This window comes from Streptomyces sp. NBC_00525, from assembly GCF_036346595.1.
Classification (GTDB): Bacteria; Actinomycetota; Actinomycetes; order Streptomycetales; family Streptomycetaceae; genus Streptomyces.
The window spans coordinates 136,559-161,956 of record NZ_CP107834.1 but is presented as its reverse complement, the minus strand read 5'-3'; the positions used below and the strand labels follow the sequence as shown (position 1 = coordinate 161,956).

Annotated in this window: 24 protein-coding genes; 12 read left to right on the top strand and 12 right to left on the bottom strand. The window is 70.8% G+C overall.

The window, feature by feature from the left end:
- The first annotated feature begins 140 nt into the window (after positions 1 to 140).
- The 7 genes from OG710_RS00735 (at position 141) to OG710_RS00705 (ending at position 4,789) form a co-directional block, all read left to right on the top strand.
- Positions 141 to 791 carry a hypothetical protein gene (locus OG710_RS00735; protein ID WP_330237595.1) on the top strand — a complete coding sequence of 217 codons (651 nt, stop codon included), beginning with the start codon at positions 141 to 143 and terminating at the stop codon, positions 789 to 791.
- 224 nt (positions 792 to 1,015) lie between these two features.
- Entirely contained in the window at positions 1,016 to 1,357 is a 342-nt protein-coding gene (locus tag OG710_RS00730) for an ArsR/SmtB family transcription factor (protein ID WP_111335955.1), read from the top strand.
- Positions 1,358 to 1,425: 68 nt separating this feature from the next.
- Positions 1,426 to 3,069 carry a SulP family inorganic anion transporter gene (locus tag OG710_RS00725; RefSeq protein WP_443064312.1) on the top strand — a complete coding sequence of 548 codons (1,644 nt, stop codon included), beginning with the start codon at positions 1,426 to 1,428 and terminating at the stop codon, positions 3,067 to 3,069.
- Positions 3,066 to 3,479, top strand: coding sequence for a pyridoxamine 5'-phosphate oxidase family protein (locus tag OG710_RS00720; protein ID WP_330237593.1), 414 nt, complete (start codon positions 3,066 to 3,068; stop codon positions 3,477 to 3,479). Before OG710_RS00725 ends, OG710_RS00720 begins: the two co-directional genes overlap by 4 nt.
- Positions 3,476 to 3,895 (top strand): ATP-binding protein, encoded by a 420-nt coding sequence (locus tag OG710_RS00715; RefSeq protein ID WP_330237592.1) that lies wholly within the window; start codon positions 3,476 to 3,478, stop codon positions 3,893 to 3,895. The genes OG710_RS00720 and OG710_RS00715 overlap by 4 nt, the downstream gene beginning before the upstream one ends.
- Positions 3,896 to 3,932: 37 nt before the next feature.
- Positions 3,933 to 4,286 carry a zinc ribbon domain-containing protein YjdM gene (locus OG710_RS00710; protein ID WP_330237591.1) on the top strand — a complete coding sequence of 118 codons (354 nt, stop codon included), beginning with the start codon at positions 3,933 to 3,935 and terminating at the stop codon, positions 4,284 to 4,286.
- 203 nt (positions 4,287 to 4,489) lie between these two features.
- Positions 4,490 to 4,789, top strand: coding sequence for a DUF6342 family protein (locus tag OG710_RS00705; RefSeq protein ID WP_111335142.1), 300 nt, complete (start codon positions 4,490 to 4,492; stop codon positions 4,787 to 4,789).
- A gap of 109 nt (positions 4,790 to 4,898) precedes the next feature.
- Here the strand turns inward: OG710_RS00705 and OG710_RS00700 are convergent, their stop codons facing one another.
- Both OG710_RS00700 and OG710_RS00695 read right to left on the bottom strand, forming a co-directional pair.
- Positions 4,899 to 5,549 (bottom strand): NAD(P)-dependent oxidoreductase, encoded by a 651-nt coding sequence (locus tag OG710_RS00700; RefSeq protein WP_330237590.1) that lies wholly within the window; start codon positions 5,547 to 5,549, stop codon positions 4,899 to 4,901.
- 253 nt (positions 5,550 to 5,802) lie between these two features.
- The gene (locus tag OG710_RS00695) at positions 5,803 to 7,095 is read right to left on the bottom strand and encodes an APC family permease (protein WP_330237589.1); all 1,293 of its coding nucleotides are present in this window, start codon (positions 7,093 to 7,095) and stop codon (positions 5,803 to 5,805) included.
- Between the two features lie 485 nt (positions 7,096 to 7,580).
- Here OG710_RS00695 and OG710_RS00690 point away from each other — a divergent pair, with 485 nt between their 5' ends.
- The 4 genes from OG710_RS00690 (at position 7,581) to OG710_RS00675 (ending at position 10,677) form a co-directional block, all read left to right on the top strand.
- Complete coding sequence (locus tag OG710_RS00690; protein WP_443064210.1) at positions 7,581 to 7,961, top strand: RNHCP domain-containing protein; 381 nt, start codon at positions 7,581 to 7,583, stop codon at positions 7,959 to 7,961.
- A gap of 19 nt (positions 7,962 to 7,980) precedes the next feature.
- Positions 7,981 to 8,412: an RNHCP domain-containing protein gene (locus tag OG710_RS00685; RefSeq protein ID WP_330237588.1), complete on the top strand. Its 432-nt coding sequence runs from the start codon at positions 7,981 to 7,983 to the stop codon at positions 8,410 to 8,412.
- Between the two features lie 234 nt (positions 8,413 to 8,646).
- Complete coding sequence (locus tag OG710_RS00680) at positions 8,647 to 9,252, top strand: lytic polysaccharide monooxygenase auxiliary activity family 9 protein (RefSeq protein WP_330242118.1); 606 nt, start codon at positions 8,647 to 8,649, stop codon at positions 9,250 to 9,252.
- A 990-nt stretch (positions 9,253 to 10,242) separates the two neighbouring features.
- A complete protein-coding gene (locus OG710_RS00675) occupies positions 10,243 to 10,677 on the top strand; it encodes an NUDIX hydrolase (protein ID WP_330237587.1) in 435 nt (144 codons plus the stop codon).
- Here the strand turns inward: OG710_RS00675 and OG710_RS00670 are convergent.
- The 9 genes from OG710_RS00670 to OG710_RS00630 all read right to left on the bottom strand — a co-directional run bounded on the left by OG710_RS00670 (position 10,657) and on the right by OG710_RS00630 (position 22,249).
- Positions 10,657 to 11,286 (bottom strand): class I SAM-dependent methyltransferase, encoded by a 630-nt coding sequence (locus tag OG710_RS00670; protein ID WP_330237586.1) that lies wholly within the window; start codon positions 11,284 to 11,286, stop codon positions 10,657 to 10,659. The two genes, OG710_RS00675 and OG710_RS00670, sit on opposite strands and share 21 nt — an antisense overlap.
- A gap of 10 nt (positions 11,287 to 11,296) precedes the next feature.
- Positions 11,297 to 12,409, bottom strand: coding sequence for an NUDIX hydrolase (locus OG710_RS00665; RefSeq protein WP_330237585.1), 1,113 nt, complete (start codon positions 12,407 to 12,409; stop codon positions 11,297 to 11,299).
- 70 nt (positions 12,410 to 12,479) lie between these two features.
- On the bottom strand, positions 12,480 to 13,109 hold the full coding sequence (locus OG710_RS00660) for a class I SAM-dependent methyltransferase (protein ID WP_330237584.1): 630 nt from the start codon (positions 13,107 to 13,109) through the stop codon (positions 12,480 to 12,482).
- Positions 13,110 to 13,182: 73 nt separating this feature from the next.
- The gene (locus OG710_RS00655) at positions 13,183 to 14,568 is read right to left on the bottom strand and encodes a phosphotransferase (protein ID WP_330237583.1); all 1,386 of its coding nucleotides are present in this window, start codon (positions 14,566 to 14,568) and stop codon (positions 13,183 to 13,185) included.
- Positions 14,565 to 16,625 (bottom strand): methyltransferase domain-containing protein, encoded by a 2,061-nt coding sequence (locus OG710_RS00650; protein WP_330237582.1) that lies wholly within the window; start codon positions 16,623 to 16,625, stop codon positions 14,565 to 14,567. Before OG710_RS00650 ends, OG710_RS00655 begins: the two co-directional genes overlap by 4 nt.
- A 147-nt stretch (positions 16,626 to 16,772) precedes the next feature.
- Positions 16,773 to 18,269 (bottom strand): NUDIX domain-containing protein, encoded by a 1,497-nt coding sequence (locus OG710_RS00645; RefSeq protein ID WP_330237581.1) that lies wholly within the window; start codon positions 18,267 to 18,269, stop codon positions 16,773 to 16,775.
- Positions 18,270 to 18,482: 213 nt separating this feature from the next.
- Complete coding sequence (locus OG710_RS00640; RefSeq protein WP_330237580.1) at positions 18,483 to 19,490, bottom strand: phosphotransferase enzyme family protein; 1,008 nt, start codon at positions 19,488 to 19,490, stop codon at positions 18,483 to 18,485.
- Between the two features lie 178 nt (positions 19,491 to 19,668).
- Positions 19,669 to 21,672 carry an ABC transporter ATP-binding protein gene (locus OG710_RS00635; protein WP_330237579.1) on the bottom strand — a complete coding sequence of 668 codons (2,004 nt, stop codon included), beginning with the start codon at positions 21,670 to 21,672 and terminating at the stop codon, positions 19,669 to 19,671.
- A gap of 403 nt (positions 21,673 to 22,075) precedes the next feature.
- Positions 22,076 to 22,249, bottom strand: a complete 174-nt coding sequence (locus OG710_RS00630; protein ID WP_330237578.1) for a hypothetical protein — start codon at positions 22,247 to 22,249, stop codon at positions 22,076 to 22,078.
- A 249-nt stretch (positions 22,250 to 22,498) separates the two neighbouring features.
- On the opposite strand from OG710_RS00630, the gene OG710_RS00625 reads away from it, so the two are divergent.
- A complete protein-coding gene (locus OG710_RS00625) occupies positions 22,499 to 23,293 on the top strand; it encodes a DsbA family protein (protein WP_330237577.1) in 795 nt (264 codons plus the stop codon).
- Between the two features lie 198 nt (positions 23,294 to 23,491).
- On the opposite strand, the gene OG710_RS00620 is transcribed toward OG710_RS00625, so the two are convergent.
- Entirely contained in the window at positions 23,492 to 25,312 is a 1,821-nt protein-coding gene (locus tag OG710_RS00620) for an eCIS core domain-containing protein (protein WP_330237576.1), read from the bottom strand.
- Positions 25,313 to 25,398: the final 86 nt, after the last annotated feature.

The following is a 25,398-nucleotide window of genomic DNA, read 5'->3' as shown; positions in this document are numbered from 1 at the left end:
TGGGCGCCGGGGAACGCCTCGCTGTCGGAACCACCGTCACCGGGTCTCCCCGACGCGCCCGGTCGCAAGGCCGGGGGCTTCGTCCAGTTTTCGTACGTTCCGGCTGTCGCTCAGCACAGCCCCACGCGAGTTAGGCCAACATGACACACAAGGGACGCATAGTCTTCGCAGCCGCCGCCCTCACCGCCCTGAGCCTCGGGCTCACGGCCTGCAACGACGGTGACGACTCGGCGTCGGTGAAGGAATCGCCCTCCGCCTCCGCCCCGGCTTCGGCCTCCCCGAGCAGCGAGAGCAGCCCGTCCGCGGAGCCGAGCGAGGAATCCACCCCCGCGCCCAGCGGTGACGTGGCCGCGCCGGGCACGAAGCTCAAGGTCGGCGAGCGCGCGATCCTGCCGTTCAAGTACGGCACCTCCAAGGAGGGCACCGTCGCCGTCACGGTCACGGCCATCGAGAAGGGCGCCGAGGCCGACATGGCCCGCTTCGGCGACAAGGCGAAGGGCATGACGCCCTACTACATCCGCATGAAGGTGGAGAACGTCGGCGGCACCGACCTGTCCTACTCGTCGCTGAGGCTGCGCGGCAAGCTGGCGGGCGGCGGCCCCACGGGCGTCATCCTGATCGGTGACCTGCCGGGCAAGTGCGACAGCGAATCGGCCCCCCGCGACTTCAACACCAAGGGCGCCTCGTACGAGACCTGCTCGCTCAGCGCCACGAAGACCGACCCCGTCGCCGTCGCCTCGTTCGAGGAGGGCGACGCGTACCGCGACAACCCGGTCCTCTGGAGCAACTGATTCCCTTCCGCGTCACGCGGGCCGGACCACCGCAGGCCGGGCATTCCGTCACCGACGGAATGCCCGGCCTGCGGTAATTTCATCCCTTTTTGGTGTCCTCAATCCACGAATTGCAAAATTCTTCAATTCGCTACATGATGTGCTCGCCGTGTCCGTAGGTAGCCGCGGGCACGGCTTCGGGCGACGCCCCCGGGCGTCCGGGGTGGTGAGGAGTGACCGCGACCGTGCCGGTTCCGCTGTATCAGGCCAAGGCCGAGTTCTTCCGGATGCTCGGACACCCGGTCCGCATCCGCGTGCTGGAGCTGCTGCAGGACGGGCCGATGCCGGTACGCGATCTGCTCACCGCGATCGAGGTGGAACCCTCGGCGCTCTCCCAGCAGCTGGCGGTGCTGCGCCGGTCGGGCATCGTGGTCTCCACGCGGGAGGGCTCGACCGTGGTCTACAAACTGGCGGGCGGCGACGTGGCCGATCTGATGCGGGCCGCGCGGCGCATCCTCACCGAAATGCTGGCCGGCCAGACCGAGCTCCTGGAGGAACTGCGGGGAGCCGAGGACGCCGCGCGGTGAATACGTTCGTCGCCCGGTCCTGGCACCGGGTCTCCGCCCTGCTCCCCGCCCGCGCCGACTTCGCCGTCATGGCCCGCACCCCGCGCCGCGACCTGCTCGCCGGACTCACCGTCGCCATCGTGGCACTGCCGCTCGCGCTGGGCTTCGGCGTCTCCTCCGGCCTGGGCGCCGAGGCCGGGCTGGCGACCGCCGTGGTGGCGGGCGCGCTCGCCGCCCTCTTCGGCGGCTCCAACCTCCAGGTCTCCGGGCCGACCGGCGCGATGACGGTGGTGCTGGTGCCGATCGTCGCCCAGTACGGCCCCGGCGGGGTCCTGACGGTCGGACTCATGGCCGGACTCCTGCTCATCGGCCTGGCGCTGCTGAGGGCCGGCCGGTACATGAAGTACATCCCGGCCCCGGTGGTCGAGGGCTTCACCCTGGGCATCGCGTGCATCATCGGCCTGCAACAGGTGCCGAACGCGCTGGGCGTGGCCGAACCGGACGACGACAAGGTCCTGGTGGCCGCCTGGCACGCCGCCGGGGAGTTCGCCCGCACCCCCAACTGGACGGCCGTGACCCTCGCGGTGGGCGTGGCGGCGGTCATGCTGATCGGCGCCCGCCTGCGCCCCGCCATCCCGTTCTCCATCCTCGCGGTGATCGCCGCCACATCGGCGGCCCAGCTCTTCGACCTGGACGGCGCCGCCCCGATCGGCGCGCTGCCCTCCGGACTGCCCGCACCCTCGCTCGCCTTCCTCGACCTGTCCACGCTGGGCTCGCTCCTCGCACCGGCCATCGCGGTCGCCGCCCTGGCGGCACTGGAGTCGCTGCTGTCGGCGACCGTCGCGGACGGCATGACGGTGGGCCAGCAGCACGACCCGGACAAGGAACTGTTCGGCCAGGGCATCGCGAACCTCGCCGCGCCCCTGTTCGGCGGTGTGCCCGCCACCGCGGCGATCGCCCGGACCGCCGTCAACGTGCGCACCGGCGCGGGCTCGCGGCTGGCCGCGCTCACCCACGCCGCCGTGCTGGCCGTCATCGTCTTCGCCGCCGCGCCCCTCGTCTCCAAGATCCCGCTCGCCGCGCTGGCCGGGGTGCTGCTGGCCACCGCGATCCGCATGGTGGAGGTCGGAGCGCTGCGGGCGATGGCGCGGGCCACCCGCTCGGACGCCGCCGTGCTCATCCTGACCGCCCTCGCCACGCTCGCCCTGGACCTCGTCTACGCGGTCATCATCGGCCTGGCGGTTGCCGGGGCGCTTGCGCTGCGGGCGGTGGCCGGCCAGGCACGCATGGACCGGGTCGACTTCCGCGCGGACCTGCCCGCCGGGCACAGCGACGAGGAACACGCCCTGCTGGCCGAGCACATAGTGGCCTACCGGATCGACGGCCCGCTGTTCTTCGCCGGCGCCCACCGCTTCCTGCTGGAGCTGTCCGAGGTGTCCGGCGTACGGGTCGTGATCCTGCGGATGTCGCGGGTCTCGACGATGGACGCCACCGGGGCCCTGGTCCTCAAGGACGCGGTGCAGAAGCTGAACCGGCGCGGCATCGCCGTACTCGTCTCCGGCGTACGCCCCGGCCAGCGCCGGGCCCTGGAGTCGGTCGGCGCGCTCGACCTGCTGCGGCGCGACGGCCGGGAGTACGCCACCCCGGCGGAGGCCGTCGCCGGGGCCCGCACCCACCTCCACCGGGAGGGGCTGCTGTCCGCGCGCCCCGTGTGCGAAGGGGCCGGCCGATGAACGACCCCGTCCGCAGCATGATCGACGTACCCGGAAGCGAAGCACTGTGGCTGCTCGGCGGCTGCGGCCACGGCAGCCTGGTGTTCGTCCAGCACGAGACGCCCGTCCTCCGCCCGGCCGTGCACGTCCTGGAGTACGGGCAACTCGTCGTCCGTACGCCCGCGCAGGCTTCCGCCCTGGAGCGCCGCCCCGTGCTCACGTACCACGCGCAGACGGTCGGGGCGCCGGGCGGCCAGGGCTGGAACGTCACCGCCACCGGCCCGGCCGGGCTCATCACCGACCCGGACGAGGCGGCGCACTACCGCCGTACGCTGCCCGGCTGGACGTACGGCCCGCACGACACCCTGGTCCGCATCCGCCCGCAGACCGTGAGCGGCTTCCGCCTGGAGCGTACGGAGGCGGGCCGGTGAACCCGCGACTGGAGAGCCTTCCGCTGCGCCATGTGCTGACGCTGCCCACGATGGGCGCGGCGGTCCGTATCGCCCGCGAGACCACGGAACAGGTTCTGGCCGAGTGGGGCATCAACCGAGGCCACCCCGCCGTCGATCCGGCGCTGCTGATCCTGTCCGAACTGGTGGCGAACGGCGTCCAGCACGCCGCCGCCCTGTCGCCGAACCTCACGGTCATCTACGCGGCCGGCGCGCACACGTTCGCCTTCGGCGTCCACGACCGACACCCCCATCAGCCCGCCCTCCGCTCCTCGCTCACCGAGACCGGCGGCCTGGGCACGGTGATGGAACTGACCCTGGGGCTGGGCGGTACGGCCGTCATCCGCGGAGACGCGGACGGCAAGGGCAAAAGCATCTGGATCACCCTCCCCCTGTAGAAGCCCGTCAGAAACAAGGCAAGGAAGCAACAACCTCATGAGCGACGACACCCAGCCGCTGCCGCCGTGCCCCGAGTGCTCCAGCGCGTACACCTACGAGATGGGCGCCCTCCTGGTCTGCCCGGAGTGTGGCCACGAGTGGTCGCCCGCGCCGGCCGAAGGCGGCGGCGACGGGGTGATCAGGGACGCGGTCGGCAACGTACTCGCCGACGGCGACACCGTCACCGTGGTCAAGACACTGAAGGTCAAGGGCAGCCCCTCCGGCATCAAGGCCGGAACGAAGGTGCGCAACATCCGCCTGGTCGACGGCGTGGACGGCCACGACATCGACTGCAGGATCGACGGATTCGGCTCCATGCAGCTCAAGTCGAGCGTGGTCAAGAAGGCCTGACCCGTCTTAAACCGCAATTTTCGGTCATCTCCCCTTCTAGGTGCCTTGAATTCCAATTCCGGACTTTCCGCGTAGAAATCCAGTCACCCGAAAGACTCTGCGTCACGACCCATGGGCGCTGTGTATAGGTTCTGCGGTGGTTTCGGGCGGCTGTCGTGGTCCGGGCCGAAGGCTCATCCATCGAATCTGAAGGGGAAAGTCACATGGCTGACATCGATCTCGGATTGGCGACGGACTGGGAAGAGGGAGAGACGCACGGGCGCGTTCAGTTGCGCCAGAACCAGGTCTATCCGGGGTCGCCCAAGAAGGACGTCCTCATCAGTTCCCCGGTGAGCATCGAGCTGTCGGTGAACACGAACTACTCCAGTTCGCAGGAGGCCGACAAGATCTACTTCACGACCCACCACGGCTCGACGAAGAAGATCATCGCGGTGCTCGACTCCGACGGCAACCTGCACATAGCCGGCCGGCTGATCACCGACCAGAAGGACCTGCAGTACTGAGGAATCCCCGCCCGGGGCAACCACTCGGCACGGCACGGGGCCCGCTCGGCAATCAAGCCGGCGGGCCCTTCCGTCACGGGGATTTGTGGCAGACCCCCCTAGTCGGCGACTAGTCGGCGACGTTGAAGCGTTCGAGGATGTGCTGCGGGTTCTCGATCTCGTCGACGAGGGCGACGGCGTAGTCCTGGGTGGAGATGTGGCTTCGGCCCTCGGCGTCGGTGACCAGGTCCTCGAGGCCGGTGCGGTAGCTACCGGTGCGTTCGCCGGGCTGGATGGTGGCGGCGGGGCTGAGGTTGGTCCAGCGGATGTCGGTGACGGTGCGGTAGTAGTCGAGCGCGTCGCCGTGGGCGTGCATGATCTGCAAGAGGAACTCCGGCAGCCCTTCGGCGTCCCAGACCTGCTTGCCGTCGGGGGTGCGGAGAGATCCGGCCCCGCCGACCGCGATGAGTCGTGGGGCGTCGGCGCCGAGCGGGCGGAGCCCGGCGACGAGGGACTTCGCGGCGGGCTCGATGGTGGCGAGGTGGCCGGGCCCGTCCCCGCCGCCGACGGCGCTGACGACGACGTCCTGCCCCTCGGCCGCCGCCGTCACGGACCGCGGGTCGAGGACATCGCCCTGGACGACGGTCAGATGGGGGTGCGACAGGGTGACCTTGGCGGGGTCACGGACGACGGCGGTGACCAGATGGCCGCGGTCCAGGGCCTCGCGCAGCACGCAGCTGCCGATCGTGCCGTTGGCGCCGAAGAGAGCGATCTTTGCCACGAGGGGCTCCTCACAGTACGGGGGAGTGGGGGACCGGCGGTACGGAGTTCACGGGCGCACGCGGCAGGCAAGCCCGCCCAGCGGACGAGAACACGCACCACACGGTCCTTCCGGAGGTCGACAGACCGTATCGTGATCTTCGTAGCGGTCCGGCCGCGTCCGGGCGGGCCGACGTGCCGGGGATTCCCTCCGAAGCGGAGAAAATCAGACCGCGCTCGCGCTGCCGCGAGGCGCGCATCCACCACGCAGCGGTTCAGCGAGAGCGGCGCCACCGTGACGAGCCGGTCAGCATACGGCGCACCCGGTACGCGACGGCTCCGGCGAGCAGGACGGCGCCGCCGGTGAGCACGGCGGACAGAGGAAGGGCGAAGGCCAGTACGAGGCAGCCCGAGAGGCCGACGACGGGGATGATCCGGGCCGGGCGGCCCTCCGACGGGTCGAGGGTCCAGGCGGAGGCGTTGGCGATGGCGTAGTAGGCGAGGACGCCGAAGGACGAGAACCCGATCACGCCCCGGATGTCCGTGGTCGCGGCGGCCACGGCGACGATTGCCCCGACGACGAGTTCGGCACGGTGGGGGACTTTGAAGCGGGGGTGCACGGCGGCCAGGGCGTGGGGGAGATGGTGGTCTCGGGCCATGGCCAGGGTGGTGCGGGAGACACCGAGGATCAGGGCGAGCAGAGAACCGAGAGCCGCGACGGCCGCGCCGGCATTCACGACGGGGACGAGCAGGTCGGCACCGGCGGCGCGCGCGGCCTCGGTCAGCGGCGCCCCGGCCGCGGCGAGGCCGTCCGGGCCCAGGACCAGCAGGACCGACACGGCGACGAGGGCGTAGACGCCGACGGTGATGCCCAGGGCGATCGGAATGGCGCGCGGGATCGTGCGCGCCGGGTCGCGTACCTCTTCGCCGAGGGTGGCGATGCGGGCGTACCCGGCGAACGCGAAGAACAACAGCCCGGCCGCCTGGAGCACCCCGCCCGCCGTCACGTCCGCACCGACGTCCAGACGGACCGTCTCCACGCCGCCGGAGGTCGGGAAGACGACCACGACGACGGCGAGGACCGTCAGGACGACGGTCACGATGACACGGGTGAGCAGGGCCGACTTCTGCACACCCGCGTAGTTGACCGCTGTCAGGACCACCACGGCGGCCACCGCGACCGCGTGGGTCCGGCCGGGCCAGAGGTAGGCGCCCACGGTGAGGGCCATGGCCGCGCAGGAGGCCGTCTTGCCCACCACGAACGCCCAGCCGGCCAGATAGCCCCAGAACTCGCCCAGGCGCTCGCGCCCGTACACGTAGGTGCCGCCGGAGGCCGGATAGAGCGCCGCGAGCCGGGCGGAGGAAGTGGCGTTGCAGTAGGCCACGACCGCGGCCAGCGCGAGGCCGAGCAGCAGACCGGAACCGGCCGCGCGCGCCGCCGGCGCCAGCGAGGCGAAGATCCCCGCACCGATCATCGAACCCAGCCCGATCAGCACCGCGTCCGCCACCCCCAGCCTCCGCCGGAGCTCGTCCGGAACCCTCGGGGCGGGCGTGGATGCCTTGCTCAACCTGGTGCTCCCTCAACGACGGCTTCAACGGCGGGCTCAACGGTGGGCGCGGACCGGCGGGTCCGTGTTCCGCGCGCACGATAGGCCACGGACGTGAACGCGCCGTGCCGAAACGGCGCGCGCGCAGGACCCGGGACATCTCCGCTGTTCACCGCGGTGACGAGCCCGATAATCGGTTGACGCCCGCCGAAGGGCGATTGCTACGGTGAGGCGTTCTGTCGGACCACCCGGGCCTGCTGCGCCCCTCAAGGGAGTGAATTTTGTGCCCACGGCCCTCGCCGCGCGCGCCTCGCTGCACGGCCCCAGCTGCCACGTCCTCCTGACCCGTCCGGCTCGGACGACTACCGGATGCGGCATTCCGATGCTGTGACCTGCCCACACGCCCGTCATACCCGCACGCCGCGGGATACGGGGGTGTGTCTTCGGCGAGGCCGCTCGGCCTGCTCTTGCTGTCATGACCGACTTCTCAGCAAGGAGCCCTCCGGGTGTCCACTTCCGACAAGACTTCCTCCCACGCCCAGAACACCGTTCTGGCCGGCACCTTCGTCTGCGCGTGGTGCGGCCTGACCGTGTCCGCCGTCAGTGGCGACGGCACACGGCGAAACCACTGCCCGTCGTGCCTGCACTCGCAGCACGTCCTCGACCATGTCGAGGGCGGCCCCAGCGAGTGCCGCGGCCGGATGTCCCCGATCTCCGTCGCCGTGCTGCGTACCGGCGACTGGATGGTCATCCACCGTTGCGTGCGCTGCGACGAACTGACCTCCAACCCCATCTGCACCGACGACAACCAGCTCATCCTCATGCGCATGGCCGTACGGCCGCTGGCACAACCACCGTTCCCGCTCGAAGCATTCGGCGACCTGTAGACCGGAAGGAGAAGAACCCGTGCCGAGACGAGCGAACAACTCCAGCAGACGTACGCAGAAGACGCGGCGGCCCCAGCGGCACAAAGACGTCCTGCACCGCCAGGGAGGGCACCGCCGCAACGATTTCAGGTGCGTGGGATGCCGACTGGACGTGTCCTTGGACGCGCCCGGCACCACCCACCGCAATCACTGCCCCAACTGCCTGGCCAGCCTGCACGTCGACCGCCGGATTCCGGGCGACCGGGCGGCGGTCTGCCGAGGGCGGATGGAAGCACTGAGCATGTCCGTACGGCCCGACGGTGAGTGGATGATCATTCACCAGTGCCAGTCCTGCGACGAACTCAGCGCCAACCGCATCGCCGGCGACGACAACGCGCTGGCCCTGGTGCGGCTCGCACTGAAACCGCTGCGGGACAGCAGCATCGCCCGCCGGACGCTGCTCCAGCTCTGACCTGACCGGGGCCACGCGAAGGGGGCGGCGTACGGGCATGAACGTGCTCGTACGCCGCCCCCGTTTTTTGATCAACTTGGTTCGCTTTATTGACACTTCACGCGAAGACCGTACCGTTGGGAGCGCTCCCATAGCAGCTTTGTCACTGGAAGGAGTTCCCCCCACATGCACACCAGAATCCCGTTAACCGGGCGTTCGAGGTCGTACTTCCGCCGCCCCCTCCAGGCACTCGTCATGGCGTTCGCCGTCATCGCCGGCGCGCTGGCCTGGTCGACCCCCGCCCAGGCCCACGGCACGATCGTCGGCCCCGCCTCCCGCGCGTACCAGTGCTGGGAGACGTGGGGCAGCCACCACATGGACCCGGCCATGCAGACGCAGGACCCCATGTGCTGGCAGGCCTGGCAGGCCAACAGCGACACCATGTGGAACTGGATGAGCGCTCTGCGCGACGGCCTCGGCGGCCAGTTCCAGGCGAAGACCCCCGACGGCACGCTCTGCAGCAACAACCTGTCCCGGAACGCCAGCCTGGACAAGCCGGGGGCGTGGAAGACCACCACGGTCGGCAACAACTTCTCGGTGCACCTGCGCGACCAGGCCGCCCACGGTGCCGACTACTTCAAGGTCTACGTGAGCAAGCAGGGCTTCGACCCCACGACCCAGACCCTGGGCTGGGGCAACCTCGACTTCATCACGCAGACCGGCAGCTATGCGCCGGCGAACGACATCACGTTCCCCGTGCAGACCTCCGGCTACTCCGGACACCACGTCCTGTTCGTGATCTGGCAGGCGTCCCACCTCGACCAGGCCTACATGTGGTGCAGCGACGTGAACTTCGGCTGAGCCGAGGAGCGCCACACCCGGCACCCGCCCCCACCGGGCGCCGCTGAGCCGCCGCCCGGCCGACCGAGCCCTGTCGGGACAAGGAACACCTTGCCCCGACAGGGCTCCCCGCACACCAGGCCGCCCGCGGCCCCCAAGGCGGCAAAGTCCGTGGTGGCGCGGCGAGTAGTCCGGCATCATCCCCGTGTGATGGTGACGCGAACCGCTCCGAAGATCTCTCCGCCGCCGACTCCGCGCCCAGGCCGGGCGGGGGGTCCGGGGCGGGCGGTGGGTCTGGGCCGGATGCCCGCGCGATGACCAGCTTCCTGACGCACCGGGCGCGCGTGCACGACGTACACCTCCCCCCGCACCGGCGGCACAGCGCGTTGCGTACCTGCCTCACCCTCTTCGCCCCGTACGGCCTCCGGGCGACGTACCACCACCTCACGCTGAGCGCCGCGATCCCCCGGAGGCTGGAGGCGGACCCGGACGCGCTGGTGCGGGCGGTGGAGGAACTGCACGAGGCGCGGGCGCTGTGGCGCGTACGAGCGGAGGAGTACGCCGCGCAACGTCGCGAGGAGAAGCGTGCGGGGCGGCGGGCCGTGACGAACCCGCGACCGTGGTGGCTGCGGAACTGGTGGGAGGGCCCGCACCGCGCCTGGTACGAAGACCCGTTTCGCCATCCGTCGCTGGCCCTGCCCGGGTACGTCCGGAGGCAGAACGCGCTTCTGGACGGCGCCGACCTCCCCGGCTGCCCCGCCTGCGGGGACGGGAGCCCGCCGGTGTCGCACTCGACCGGGCACGGGTGGGCGGAGCTGTGCCGTGGCTGCGCGTGGCTGGCGACACCATGTGCGTGCGGGCAGCGACACCGGGCGGCCCCGGACACGCCGTTCGGTTGGCCGGGCATCTGGCGGCGGGCGCACATGAGCGACGACGGCACACCGAACCCGCACTGGCCCCGCGAGCCAACCGGTTGGACGAAATCTCCGAGCGCGTCGTCAAGGAGCGGGCATGGTGAGCGACACCAGCGCGATGAACAGCCGTAACACGGTCTGCGTGATCGTCCACGACAAGGACCGGGACCTGGTCGCCGCGGTGCTCTACGGCACCCGTGACTGGTCCCCGCAGCCGGTGTGGACCCTGCCCGGCGGCAAGGCCGATCCCGGCGAGCCCCTCGATGAAGCCGCTGCCCGCGAACTCAAGGAGGAGACCGGCCTACTCGTCGACCCGGCCGACCTCTCACTCGTCCACGTCGTGCACGTCGAGCAGGGCGGGGACCGTGCCGGGCAGTTCGTGCTCTTCGCCTTCGCCACCGACACATGGACCGGTGAACTCACCCTCCCCGCAACCGGAGTATGCGGCGGCGCCGGCCTCTTCGACGCCCCGAACCCGATCGGAGCGGCGGCTGCTGCCCCCCCCCCGGCTCTACGGCCGGCGAGCCAGTAGGTGGGTGTCGAGGAAGCCCCGCTCGGACGCCGGGTCGTAGAGCAACCGAGCGATCACGACGAGTCCGGCCCCGGTCAGCAACTCGGCAAACCGGTCGGGCGGCCAGCTGTAGGCAGGCGCCACCCTGTGGTCGAAGCGGACAGGCTCCGGCCCCTCGGTTCCGAAGAAGGACGCCATGAGCACGCCCCCTGACGCCAGCACACGCACCTGCTCGGCGAGCAGCGCCGGCAATTCCTCCGGTGGGGTGTGGATCATCGAGTAGTGGGCCAGCACGCCGCCGAGCGCGCCGTCCTCGACCGGCAGGGCCTCCATCCGCGCTTCGTCGAACCGCAGCTCCGGATGAGCCCCCCGGGCGTGGGCGATCATGGCCGGGGAGAGGTCAAGCCCGAAGGCGTCCAATCCCAAGTCGTGCAGCATGGCCGTCAAGTGGCCGGGGCCGCACCCCACGTCTGCTGTCCGCAGGTTTCCTGCGCCACGTACGAGTTCGGCGAAGGTGCCGATCATGTTCCGTGCGAACGGCTGCGTCTCCAACCGATTGGCGAACATCGACGCGTACAGTTCGACGACTCCGTCGTAGCCCGCCCTGGTCTCATCCTGGTGTTTCGACACGGGAAGGAAGCTAACACCCGTGCAGGCCCTGGCAGTCGGTGGCGTCGGGCAGTTCGGTGAGGGGCTGCCGCGCGGCGCGGGGGATGCCGAGCTGTGCGCGGGCCCGGTGGACCGCGGTGAGCTGATCGGCGGCCGGAAGCCCCCAGCCGAACAGCTCCAGGGCCTGTTCGGGCGTGGCGAGGAGCCGGATGTGGGTGCGGCCGGTGGCCGGGTCGACGGACGGCGGGCCCAGACGGGTGAGGGGCGCGGCGTAGCGGAGGCGGGCGTACGGCTTGGCGGGGTCGCGGAGGTGGCCGAGAAGCAGCGGTTCGCCGAATTCGGCCGCGGCTTCCTCGCGTGCCTCCCGGCGCAATGTGGCCAGCGGGTCGCCATGATCGGAGAGTTCAGGGGAGCCGCCCGGCAGGAGCGCCGCGCCGGTGTCCGGTTCGAGGAGCACCAGGACGCGGCCATCGGGACCGAAGAGCCAGCCCCAGACCTGGACCACCGTGAGCTGATCCGGGACGGGCACGGTGTGGAAGGGCAGGTGGTGCCGGGCGCGGGCGGTGCGCAGGGCACCGGCCCGGTCCAGGACGGTCGGGGCGATCGGGAGGCCGTTCTCCAGCAGGGCCGGGCCGGCGGAGTTGATGCGGGCACGCAGGGCGGACAGGGCGCGTCGGGCGTCACCGGGGGACATCAGGTCCGGCAGCCGGGCGGGTTCGACGAACTCGACGGAGTCGATCTCGTGGTCGGGCAGCCGGATCGCGGCGATCCGCTCGTCGTCCCACGTGCCGCCGTCGTAGACGTGCAGGATCTCGCCGGGGAAGCGCATGGCGGCCGGCGCGTTGAGGCTGCCGGCGCCGACCCAGTCGACGGCAAGCCCTCGATCGACGGGCATGGTGACACCGAGTTCCTCGCGCAGTTCCCGCGCGGCGCCCTGAGCGGGGGCCTCGTTCGCGTCGACGGCGCCGCCGGGCAGGAGGCAGGTCGCCCGGTAGTCGACGTGCTGGACGAGGACCCGGCCGTATGCGTCGGTGATCAGTACGGACGTTCCGGCCCACAAGGCGGCCGAGGCGCGTAGGACCCCGTACTCCTCGTCGGTCATCTTCGTGCTGGGCTGCGCGTCGGGGGAGGGCGTGGTGGTCATCTCGTCTCCGATCGCCGGGAGGTGCGGTTCTCGATGTCAGGCACCGGGTGCTTCCTTCTGGTTACGGGGGTCAGGGTCGCAGGGCGTAGCCGCGCAGGACGTCGAGATCGGCGGTCCGTACGCAGGACCAGCCAGCCGTGAGCAGTTCGGCGTCCACGGGGGAGATCCCGAGGTGCTGGAGGGCCGGGTCGGTGGTCGTGCGGCGGCCGGCGATCTCGGTGACGACCCAGAGCACTCCGCCGGGCGCGAGGATGCGCCGGACCTGGTCGAGGAAGGCCGGTTTGTCGTCGACCCATCGGTAGACCAGGCGACAGGTGATGAGGGCGTAGGCGGGGTGCGCAAGGGCGGCGAGGCCGGCGGTGGTGACGTCCAGGCACTGCCAGGTCGGCCCGTCGCCTGGGCCGGACATGGGCCCAGGGGCGATGTCGTGGGCGGCGGCGATTTCGACCGCGCTGGGGGAACAGTCGACGCCGGTCGTGCGGTAGCCGAGCCCGTGGTGGAGGTGGCGGGCCAGGGCGCCGTCGCCGCTGCCGACGTCGAGGGCAAGGCGGCCGTTTCCGGGGGCGAGGTGCTCGGCCATCAGCCGCTTCTCGGCCGTGCACACCGGCCGGTAGCGTCGGCCGCCTGCCCAGAGCGGCTGCCAGTACGCGGCGGGCAGGGAACGGCCGTCGTCCCGCCCTGGTACTGCTGCCTTGATCATCAAGCTGCCTCCTTGGCGTGTGTGAGTGGACCGGGCGGTCCGGTCCCGCAATGCCGGGCGCCGACGTAGGCCGCTATCCCGCGCCGGCGCGGCAGCGCACCAGGGTGCGGCGCCCCCGTTCGACCAGTTCCGGATCGCCGGTCCTGCTCCCGAAGCCGATGCCGGACACCGCGTCCAGGACCGCCTCCACCCGCAGGCGCGCCTCTTCCGCCTCAGTGAGCCGCCGCCCGTACCCGTCGAAGAACGACTCGTAGAGGTCTGCCCGGCCGTCGAAGCAGTCGAGGAGACGGACCAGATCCCGGACGGCGGACTGGGGTTCGCTGCGCTCGAAGTCGATGATCCGAAGGGTGCCGTCACCGGCCCGGAGCAGGTTGCGGAGCTGCAGATCGCCGTGGGTCGCCACCGCTTCGACCGCAGGCAGCCGTACGGCACCGTTCACGACCGACCGTACGAACTCCTCGTCACCCGGCCGTAGCTGCGCCCGCGCCCTTTCCAGGTGCCGGTCCAGTTTCGCGTACGGGACGACCGGCGCCGTCCTGGGCGCCGCCGCCGGCAGGGGGCTCGCGTGAACGCGGGCCGTGAGCTCCCCGATCGCCCGGAACACCCGCCGCTCCTCGTCCGGCGGCAGCACCATCCCGTGCAGCGGGTGGCCCTCGACGGCGGTCAGGACGATCGCCCGTAGCGTCGCGTCGGCCGCCACCAGTCGGGGCCCTGCGCCCCCGAGCCCCGGCACCCAGGCGCGCAGGGCCCCGGCCTCCCGGCCGTGGAAGCGGTCGTTCTGGTGGATCTTGACGAACCACACCCCGCCCGAGGCGTTCTGCGCGCGCCACACCCGGCCGGCGGTCCTGGCCCAGGACACGTCCGTCCAGGCGGTGATCCGGCCGACCGCCCGCTCGGTGAACTCCCGTACCCCAAGACAGGGACGCGGCCCACCGCCGTCCGGGGCGGGCACGAGGTGGAGCCGGTCGACGGCCGGGTCGTGCCCGATCGGATCGCCCGGCTCCTGGAAGTGGAGTGCTAGGGGGACATCGGCCCGGTACGCGTTCAGCCCCGCGCGGCAGTAGGCGATCATGGGCTCCGGCAGGGCGTCGAGCGCGAACCAGTCCATGGCGTCGCACACCTCGGGCTCCCTGACGTCCGGCGTCCCGGACCAGCGGCGGACCTCGAAGAAGAACCCGACCCGCGCGTTCCCGCCCGGCGCCCGCTGATGGACGGTGACCGCGGCACGTACGTCGCCCGGCTCCACCACCAGGCCCGTCTCCTCGTACGTCTCGCGCACGAGCGCGGTGACGACGTCCTCGAAGGGCCCGTCGACGTGCCCGGACGGGAAGTGCCAGTGTCCCGCCGCATAGACGGTGCCGGCCCGCCGCGACAGCAGCACCTCCGGCCCCTTCTCCCCCTCGCGGACGGCGATCAGGTGCACGTCCACCGGCACCGTATGCCGCTCGCCGCCGCTCACCGGGCACCTCCCGGCCGGCGGGCGAGCAGGACGTCGAACACCGATTCCTCGACGAGCCCGTCCTCCTGTGCCGCGTGCCGCTCCAGCAGGGCCAGGGCCTCGGCCTCGAATTGGGGATGCCGGTCGCCGAAGAGGCCGGGGCGGGCGAAGCTGGTGCTGCGCAGGTAGCCGACCACCTTGTCCGGGGTCCACACGCGGCGCAGCGGGAAGTGGTGCTCCTCGATGTCGCTGAACGGGGAGTCGGCCAGGTCGTCTTCGTACCGGCGGCCCGGCTCCACGTAGGCCCCGGTGGTTCCGGCACGGCGCTCGGCGCCGAGATGGGACTGGATCAGCTCGCGCAGCGCGGCGGTCCACGGCGCCGGGTGGGTCCAGAGGCTGCCGTCGCCCATGATCGCCAGGGTTGCGCCGGGGGAGGTGACGCGGTCGGCCATGGCCAGGACGGCCGGGCGGTCCATCCAGTGGAAGGCTCGCGCGCAGGTGACCAGATCGGCTCGGTAGCCCGTTCCGGGCGCGGTGAACTCCTCGGCCCGTACGGGATGGAAGGTGGCGGTCCGGCCCGCGAGAAGAGGGCGGAGCGCGAGATCGGCGCGCCGCAGCATGTCCCGGTCGGCGTCCACCAGGTCCAGACGGGCGAGTTGCGGCAGGACGGGCAGCAGGGCGGCCGGCACCTGGCCGGTCCCGGTACCCAGATCGAGCAGAGCCGGACGGCGGATGCCGCGCAGCGCGGCGGCGAGCAGGTGGACGACTGCGTCGGGGAGGCCGGGGCGGTGACGCTCGTAGGCGTCCGCCGTGGCGTGGAAGAGGCTCACAGGGTTTCTCTCCGTGCGGTGTTCGGTCGGGCAGGGGTGGAAGGGCGCTGGGACACCGGCGTGAGCGGAGGCAGCACCCATGTCAGGGCGCGCGGATCGCTGCCGGAGGCGACGTACTGCGGCCCGTCGTCTTCCGGTACGGCCACCCGGTACGTGTCGGGCTGTCCGGCCAGGACCCAGCGGGCGTGCACGTCCTCGAGCTCGGCCCATACGTCCCGTGGCCCGTGGACGTGTACGGTCGTCCCGCCGGGGCCGGCGACCGCCCAGGACTCGTCGCCAGGGGGCGGCGATCGTCATCGTCTCGGCCTGGAAGTCGCGGACGAGCCCGGGGGCCAGGTACGCGGCGGCGAGCCAGAAGCCGTACGCGTCGTCCGGTGGCGGCGCGAGCCGGGTCGGGCGCGGTACACCGGGGTCGGCCTTGATCCGGGACCGCATCGGTACGGCGTCGAGCCACCGGTAGCCGAGCATGGGCCGGTATCCGCGCGGCCGGCCTCGTAGCACGGCCTCGATCTCGCCGGCGCGGGTACGGGTGGCCAGGAGCTCTCCGGGCCAGCTCGGGGTACGGGTGGTGAGCGTCGTCAGCAGCCGTCCGCCGGGCGCGAGTTGCTCCACCCACGCCGGCGGGACGCACGGCACGCCGATGCCGGAGTGGATACGGTCGAACGGTCCGCCTGCCGGGTGCCCGTCGAGAGCGTCCCCCGCCACGACCGTCGCGCCCGAACCGAGCCGGTCGAGGTTGCGCCGGGCGAAGGCAGCCATATGACCGTCCCGTTCGACGCCGGCGGCGAGGTGGGGGCCGGTGACGGCGGCGGCGAGCGCGAGGGATACCCCTGGGCCGGGCCCGAGCTCCAGGTACCGCTGCCCCGGACCCAGCCGCAGCGTCTGGAGAGCGTCGACGGTGGCCCGGCCGTAGGTCGACATCGACGTCATGTGCCCGCCGGTCACCGGCCCGCGTCCGAGCGCATCGAGCCGTTCCCCGTCGCGCTGGAGCAGGACCGACTCACCGCTGTGGATCAGGTCGAGCCACTCGGCCCGGTCGTCCGGATGCGCGCCGTCGAGCAGGCGCCACGCGATCGGCTCGACGCCCGGATCGCTCACCCGTACGTACGCGTGGGGAAGCAGCACCTCCCGCGGCACCGACAGCAGCGCTTCGCGCAGCCGGGCATCGGTCAGCACGCCCCCGGCCTCAAGACGCTCCACCATCGCGGCGCGGCGGGCACCTGTCGTGACAGACAGGTCAGCGGACATGGCAGCCCTCCTCTTGCCATGGTGGACAACAGGGCATCGACGCCGCGTGCATGACGGTCGGACAGCGGCCTTCCGGCGCCTGCGGCAGACGGCCCCGCGCGCCACGCGAAGGGGCGGCGCCGGCGGCACCGACCGCCGTGAAGCCGCTCAGCGCTCCCACCCCAGCTCGCTGTAGGAACGGCCCGCCCGGATGCCCTCGATCGCGACACGGGTGTAGGGGACGATCGGCTCCGGCAGATCCTTCGCATCCCACCACTCCCAGGCGAGACACCGGTCGGGTTCGCGTACCTCGGGCGTGCCCTCCCAGTGACGGGGGCGGAAGAAGAGCTGGATTCTGGGCCGGGCACCGGGCCGGTCCACCGTGTGCACGGTGTGGACGAGTTCGAGATCGGCCGGATCGATGACCAGCCCGGCCTCCTCGAACGCCTCGCGGGCCAGACCGGCGGTCGCCGCCTCCGCCTCCAGGTGTCCGGCCAGTGTGTGCCACAGTTCGCCCGCGTACGCCGAGTCCGGATGCCGCAGCCCCAGCAGGACCCTGCCCTCGTGCTCCAGGTAGAGGTGGACGCCGACGACGTGCAGCACGGTCCCGGCCGGAGCCCCGCCGGGCACCGGACGCTGCTGTCCCCCGAGGGGGTGTTCGGCCGCGTGCCGGCGGATCAGATCTCCGAGCCCGGGGCTGAGCCGGAGCCGGTCGAGGGCGTCGACGGCGAACCACTTCAGCAGGACACCTTCGCGGAGGTCCACCGCCTCCGGGTCCCCGTTCCAGGAACCCGCGAAGACCTGGAGGGACACCGACAGGCCGTCGACGCCGGTGGCCTCCTCCACGGCGTACGGCGTCAAACCGACCGGTCGCAGGCCGGGCGCTTCCTCGGCGAGCTCGCGGCGTAACGTCGCTTCCAGACTGGAGTCTCCCGGTTCACGTCCACCACCTAGCAGGGCGAGCGTCCACGGCTCCCAGATGCCGTCCCGGTCATCGCGCAGATGGAGCAGGTACCGGCCGGCTCCGTTGTGGATCAAGGCGCCGGCGTTGACGGGCTCGGGCTGTCCGTCGAGGCCGTCAGTCTCGGCGTCCAGGAGTTTGGCCCGCAGCGTGGGGGAGCGTACATCGGCGAACGGGAGCCACCGGGCGTCGGCGGTTTCCGCGTTCCGCCGTGCCGGCGCCGGTGGCTGCGCGGCGGCGAGGTAGAGGACGAAGCGGAAATCGACGTGCTGGTGGGCGGGTTCGCCATTGGCCGGATTGGCCGGATTGGCCGGATTAGCCGGAGCGGGGCCGATGTCGTGCAGCTCCACGTCGATCGGCGCGTCGAGGAACTGGGGGGTCAGGCAGAGATCGCCGGGACGGATACCGGCCTTTTCGAACACTTCCCGCAGGGCTGCGGCGAGCAGCGTACGGTCACCCGCTTCCACATGACCGCCCGGGATGACGAGCAGTCCGGTCGCGGGGTGGCGGATGTGCAGCACGCGGCGCTCGCGGTCGATGACCACCGCGCCGCAGGTGACGTGCGCGGGCAGCGTGGCGCGGCTGGACGGCTCGCCGGGAGCGTCGAGCATGGCGAACAGGCCGTTCAACGCGTCGAGTTCCCCGGTGTGCCGGGCGAGATAGGTCTCGGCGGTAGCGCGGATGTGGGGGCGGGAAGGCGGCATGTGATCACCTCGGGAAGTACGGGGCAGGGCCTGGGCGTGGTGCGGGACGGGCGGCATGCATCGTGGCGTACGGGACAGGCCCGAGTCCGGGCTTACGGGAATCCTTCCGAGTCGCGGTCGTGCCGTGCGCCCCCCCGGTGGCGCGGGCTCGGACACAGCCATGGGTGTGCGGCTCGCGGACGCGCTGGCCGGCCGCCGGGGGAGGGCGAGGAGTCAAAGGAGGCGGTCACGCAGCAGCTCCTCGGCCTCCGTCAGGCGGTCGCGCAACTCGTTCATGGCCGCATGTCGGTTGCGGCCGTACGCCTCAAGTTCCGCGGTGAGTCCGTCCGGGGCGTCGACGGCCTCGGACAGGGGATACGCCGAGCAGGCCAGATACCCGGCGGCGATCCGGGGTACGGCAAGCAGCTCGTCGGCGGGCAGCTCCGGGTTGGCCGCCCGGTAGGCAACGATCGTCGCGGCCAGGCCGGTGGGCCAGTCCGGTGCTGCGAGGACCGTGCGCGGATCGAGAGCGATCCGTCCGAGTTCCCAGGCGGGGCTGCGGTGGCCGGGCGGCCGGAAGTCGATCAGTGCCGCCACCTTCTGCCCGCGCAGGAGGAGATTGGGCGAGGCGAGATCGCCGTGGACGGTCTGCACGGTCAAGGACGCCGGAAGCTCCCCGACCATGGCGGCCACGGCAGGTAAGGCGTCGAGCCGCTGTGCGGCGATCTCCCGCGCCCAGGAGGGAAACCCCGACACAGGCCGATTCCTGGTGAGGCGGGCGAGCAGCCGCTCCAGGCGCTGCCGAGCCCGCTGCACATCGCAGACCTCCCGGCCCGGCACCCGGCGCGGAGGCCCGGCCGGGTGCCGGGCCAGGGTCCGGTGCAGACGTCCGACCACCTCGCCCACCGCAGCCCAACGGTCGCCGCGCAGACCGCCCTCCGCCGTCTCCGCGTTCTCGACGAACGCCGCGACCGACACCGCCATCCCGTCGGCGGCCGCGATCAGATCCCCGTCCAGGGCACGCCGTACCACCGGCACCGGAATACGGCCGCGCCGCGCGAACCGGCCGAGCTCCAACGCCCGCCGCTCCGCGTCCAGATCGGTGCCCGCCGGGTAACCCTTCACGAACCACCGGCCGCCGTCGCCGTCCCGGGCCACGAAATTGCGGGTCGCGGTACCCGCAGGGCCCTCGTCGACCGCGGTCGGGATGATCCGGTAGCACAGCGGCAAGATCCTCGCCACGACCCTCACATCCGGTTCGGCGTTGCTCATCGCCGTACCCCCGACCGGCCGTCCGGCCGAACCGGACGCACCGGCCGGCAGCCGAGGCCGAGCGCCGCGAAGGGCTGCGCCCCGCCCGGCGCCGGGTCTACCCCGATCCTGCGGCGTGGAACACCGCCCCGGTGTACGTGGTCGCGCATCACGCCGCCTCCCCTGCCTCGGCGCGGTAGCCGTCGGCCTGGAGGGTGAACATGGCGGCGTACTCGCCACCGAAGTCCATCAACTCCTGGTGCGTGCCGCTCTCGATGATGCGGCCGCCGTCGAAGACGAAGATACGGTCGCAGGCGACGACGCTGGCCAGACGATGCGAGATCAACACCGTGATCCGATCGGGGCGCGGGCTGTCCCGCAGGACCGACTCGTACACGGCATGCTCGGCCCGGGGGTCCATGCTCGCGGTCGGTTCGTCCAGCAGCAGGACCGGGGCGTCCTTGTACAGGCCGCGCGCGACGGCGACCTTCGCCCACTGTCCGGCGGACAGTTCCTGCCCGCCGCGGAACCGCTTGGACAGCAGCGCCTCCCACCGGCCGGGAAGTCCGGCGATGACCTGCTCGGCGCCGGAGGCCCGCGCGGCGTCCAGGGCCCGTTGCGGGTCGGCCCGGGTGAGGGTGCCTCGGGAGACCGTCAGATTGGCCAGCGCGCTGAACGGGAAGCGCACCGGGTCCTGGAGCACGCAGCCCACCCGGGCCTGCAATGACTCGGCGTCCATGTCGAGCACGTCCACGCCGTCCCAGCGGACCGCGCCCTCGTCGCGGGGCTCGTACAGTCCGGCGAGCAGGCGGGCACAGGTGGACTTGCCGGAGCCGTTGACGCCGACGAACGCCACCGTCTGACCGGCGTGCAAGGTCATGGAGATGCCGTTGAGCGCCGGGGTGTCCTTGCCCGGATAGGTGAAGGACACGTCGTCCAGGGTGATGGTCTTCACCGCCTTTGGCGCGGGCAGCCCGCTGCGGCGTGGTTGGAGGGTGCGGCAGCGTTCCTGGAAGGCGAGGAGGTCGTCCACCCACATGGCGTGCTCGTAGACCAGGTGCGATACGTCGACGAGCCGGGTCAGCGAGGACTGGGCCGTCTGGATGGCGAGGACCGCGCCCGCGCCGGCGGCCAGGGGCAGCCAGCCCGCGATCAGCATGGCGCCGAGCGCCGTGTAGGTGATACCGGTGCCGACCCCGCCGACAGCCCGCCCCACCAGCGTCAGCCCGGCCGAGCTCACGCCCAGGCGGGTGTCCTCCTCGGCGATCCGGCTCGTCAGCCTCCGGTGCTCCTCCAGCAGCGCACCCTGGGCCGTATCGGAGCGGAGCTCGGCGGCAGCATCCCTTTCCAGCAGCAGCCAGGAGAAGACCCGCACCCTGCGCTGCAGGGTGTTCCACCGCTTGAAACTGTGGAAGCGGGCCCGAGCGGTACGAACGGCGGCGGCGCCGACCGGCAGCACGGACAGCAGGAGCAGAGGCAGCAGGGCCGGGTGGAGGACACCCAGAACCCCGGCGGTGCCCACGAGCCCGAGCAGCGCCGCAGCCAGGGAGACGACCTGCCCCACGATCTGTCGGGCGTAGAACAGGCCGCGGTCGTTGGCCCGGTATGCCTCGTCGTGCCAGTCCGCGTCGTCGACGACCTCCAGCCGCACATGGGCGGTCAGTGTGAGGAACTCGCACTCCAACGCGGTCCGGATCTTCGGCGTCACCCTGGCCTGCGCGACGGCCACGCCCGCCTCCAGGAGCGCCCGCGCGGACAGCAGGCCCACCACGACGAGGAGTTGGGGGACGGCCGACCGCACCCGGTCCGGTGTCGGCCCCTCGGCGAACAGCTCCCGCAGGACCGCGACCGACGCCATGAGCCCGAACGCCGTCATCGCGGCCGACGCCAGCTGCAGGATCACCACCGCGAGCGTCGCGGCCCGGTCCGCAGCCCAGGCCAGCCGGCCGATCTGCCGGACGATCCGTGGCAGCCGCGCGAGGACCTGCCCGACAGTCGCCTGGGACGCGGCGCCGTCGTACACGGACCAGTACGCCTCCTCCAGGCCGTCGGCGACGTCATCACCGTCGTGAGGGCCGCCCGGCACGGCGGCGGGCGGCAGCGGAAGTTCCGCACCGCGCGGGGCGGGGACCGTGCTCCGCCGGACGTCGTCTGCGTCACCGCCGTCGCTCATGCCCCCCACCCCGTATCCGGTCGTGCGGCGCTGCGCGCGTCGGTGTCGGACGGCCGGGCCCTGCGGGCGGGAGGGGTGAGCGGGGGCCGCCTCCGCTGTTCGAATGCGGGGCGAGGAAGAGGTGCGGACGCGGTGTTCATGGTGTGTCCTCCGTCCGGGTGGATGGGTGGTACTGGTGCTCTAATAACGCGCCGAATTCGAAGCCGTAACGGCCTCGAACGGGCGAACGTCTCGCACGTAATTGCGATTACGCCCTCTTGGGTAAGGGCCGCCTGCCTGGTCGCTTTTGAACTCACACGTTCGAGTGGTTGGGACGCGGGCGGCGAAGGCCGCCATCGGGGAGGTCACGGCAGCGCAACCTTGCACGCCGCGACTGACCGCACCCGGCCGCAGCACTGCCCGTTCAGGATTCGACGGGCAGGAGCTGGACCAGGCCGACCCAGTTCTCCTCGTCCACCTCGGCCTGCGTAGCGCGGACCCTCCAGTGGCCGGCGGGCAGCGGAACCGGCGCCTCGGCGGGCATCCCGCCGCCGGGGTACTCGACGCCCAGCTCGGAACCCGCTTCGGCTGAGTCCATGAGTACCGCTGGCAGCCCGGTCTCGGAGTCGCCGGCGAGCCACCGCGGGAACACGCGGTGCCGGGGCAGGTAGCAACTGGTCGCCGGCTCGTCAGCCAACACCGGCAAGCCAGGGCCGAGACGGGAACGGCAACCAGGCGGCCGCCCATCGTCCCCTCGCTTCTCGAACCCGGCGGCCGTAAATCCAGGAGCTATCTGTCACACCGCCGACGTAGAGTCAGATGCTTACAGGGGAGGGAACAGAGCTAGATGGGAATGAAGATCCGAAGACCGCTCTCGGCTGCAGTGGTTGCGGGACTCGTGGGGGTCGGCGCGGCATGTGCACCGGGCGGAGACCGCACGGGGGAGGACGACCCGGTGGCGGCCCGAACGGTCACCTATCAGTCTCCCGAGGACTTGCCTGAACGCAGGAGCGCGGACGGCACCACCATCGAGGTGGGCAATCCCGAGGCCGGTTCGACGGTCCAGGTGTACGAGGACCCGCGTTGCCCTGTGGTCGAGGAGTTCGAGCAGACCGGCGCGACCGCGCTGCATGGTTTGCTGCTGGAAGGAAAGGTCAAGGCGAAGTACACCTTCGCCTCCTTCAAGGACGACCGCCTCGGCGGCGACGGCTCCAAGCGGGCCGTCAACGCCCTGCGCGCCGCGCTGGAGAAGGGAATGTTCGTCGAATACCACGCAGTTCTCTTCGCCAACCAGGTCGCTGTCGAGAGCAGCGGCGGGTTCACCACCGCACGTCTGCTGAAGCTGGCCGGTGAGGTTCCCGGCCTGCGCGACGACGCCTTTGACCAGGCCGTCAAGACCATGAAGTACCGCTCGTTCGTCATCGCTTCCCAACGCGCTTACGAACACACCGGGGACGACCCGATCGGCCCCGGTACGCCCACCGTCATCGTGAACGGGCACAACATCGACGGCGGCCTGTTCGCCGTCAACTTCGACGCCAAGCTTTTCGGCCTGCTGGTTCGCGACCTTCACGCCCGGCCGGGCGCCTGGGACTGGCAATACGAACCCCTCAAGAAGAGACTCGAAGCCACCGAAACCTGACCCGGAACCCTGTGCACTGGACTGCACCGCCGCTCGCGCACTGCCACCACGCATACCGGTGAGCGTTCTCCTACGCAGGTGCCCCCTGAGCACTGGCCCGTCGCAGCCTGCTGGGCCTGGGAGTCTCCCTCGGCGCGACCACCGCGGGCGCGCTCCCACCACGCTGGCGGTGTCCCACGGGAAGGCTCAGCACACGGCTCAGACGTCTTGCATCTCGACGTCTTCCGAGTCGCCCCCCGGGTTGAGGTGCTCCATTACGACGTCCAAGGTGGAAGATTTGCGTGCCGGCGGGGTGAGGTTAAGGCTCACGATCTTCGCGTCGATGAGCTGATGGGCCTGCTCCGTCATGACACGCACGATGTTCTTGGAAATTTCCGTCCGGTTGGCATCGAAGATATGATCGATGACCGGTGCGTCTCGGCTGGTCTGGCTTCGATAGACCCAGATCGTGTAGCGAATCCAGGCGGCCCATTCCTCATGATGAGGGAAGTTTTCCATTTCCGGATATTTTTCCGCGGTCGGTAAATTTGGCTGTAGCACTCGACCTTGGATTTCAATGATCAGTTGATTTTCTGCGCAGAAGTTACGATACTTTCGCTGCGCCTGCTCAAGAATCAATTGTTCCGTGTTTGCGGCCTCCGTTCCGGCGGCAAGATTCTCCTTCTTGTTTGTGCCGCCGTCGGCGTCACCGATGAGGTGACACCATTCCAGCTGATTGCCGATCCTGCTGGGGTCCTTGTTCTCTTTGCCGGTGATCGACTTCGTGGCGGACTGCTTGTCGAAGTCGCTGTTCGTGGGTCGCGTGCTGCGTGGGGTGGGCCAGGAAGCCGGTGCATGGATGTCCGAGAGCTTCTCTCTTGGATAAATCTCCTTGAGCTCCTCCCACACTTTGTCGGGTACCCGCTCCTCGAACAGGGTGTCGAGGTTCCTGGAACGCCAGTCTTCCGCCTGTTTCTCGGAAGGCGCCTGGATGAATATTTCCAGCGGCGACTCGTTCAACGTCGGGACCAAGTGCCAGCCCTGGGCCGACGCCGAACTCAACTCGTGCGGGATTCCCAGGGCTGTGGCCAACTCTCCGGCCAACGCCGCATCTTCTGGCCTGCGCGGTTGCCATCCCATCGGAAACTCGTCCAGGCTGGCCCTTCCCAGCGCACCACCGGCACCACCTACTGATCCCTTGGATGTCCATGCCTCTTTTTTGGATGAGTCCGGCGCGTTGCGCGGAATCCAGGCATGTAACGTGCCAGAGGATTGGGCAAAGTAATAATATTCGTTCGATATGGGAATGCCGTTTTCATTCGCCTGCACGAATTTATTATCACCGATGTGCTGGTAGAGGCCGTCCGGGGCTTGAGCATCCTTGTTCCGGCCGCCCTCTTTTTCCGCCTCGCGAACATATCGATGGAGCCCCACTTTGTCGTTGTGCTCCTTGGGATGGAGGGCTCGCTGTACCACGACCGTGCGGTCCGGGCCCCTCAGCGGGCCGACGACGTGCGCGGGCCGCGTCGGGGAGGAAGTCCTGTCCGCTTCGATGCGGCCGGACAGTCCGGAGCCGCCGACGCCCTCGCGCAATACCTGGCGCTGCTGGATCACGTGAGTCAGTTCACGGGGGAGGGCGTTCCGGCCCGTTCCGTCATCGCCGGTCACGACGTGATCGCCCGAGGAATAGGCACGCGCGCTGGTCTCTGCGGCCGATGCCGTCACGTCCGGGTCGGTGCGCAGACGTACGTCGGAGAAGTCGGCGCCGTGGTGCGCCGCCGCACGCTGCACGGGCGCGGCTGAGGTTTGGCCGTCATAGCCGCCGCCCTGACCGCGCTGATGCCGAGATTCCGACACCAACTGGGACACGGCGGCGTTGCCGATGCTTCCCTGCAGTGTCATGAGTGCGGTGGGCGGCAGTCCGGCCGCCGGCTGAGCGGCCAGGGGTGCTCCGAGTGCAGATGTGGCTGCCTTGCCGCGCCGCGAGACACGTCTCGGCTGTTCCTGCGCGGCGGTCTGGCTCGGACTCTCGGCGCGCATGCGGGGCCTTTCGGGGTTGGGCAGACGACCGTCCACTACTACCGCACTACGCAGTGTGGGCACAGGAGACGAACGAGCAGTCCTAA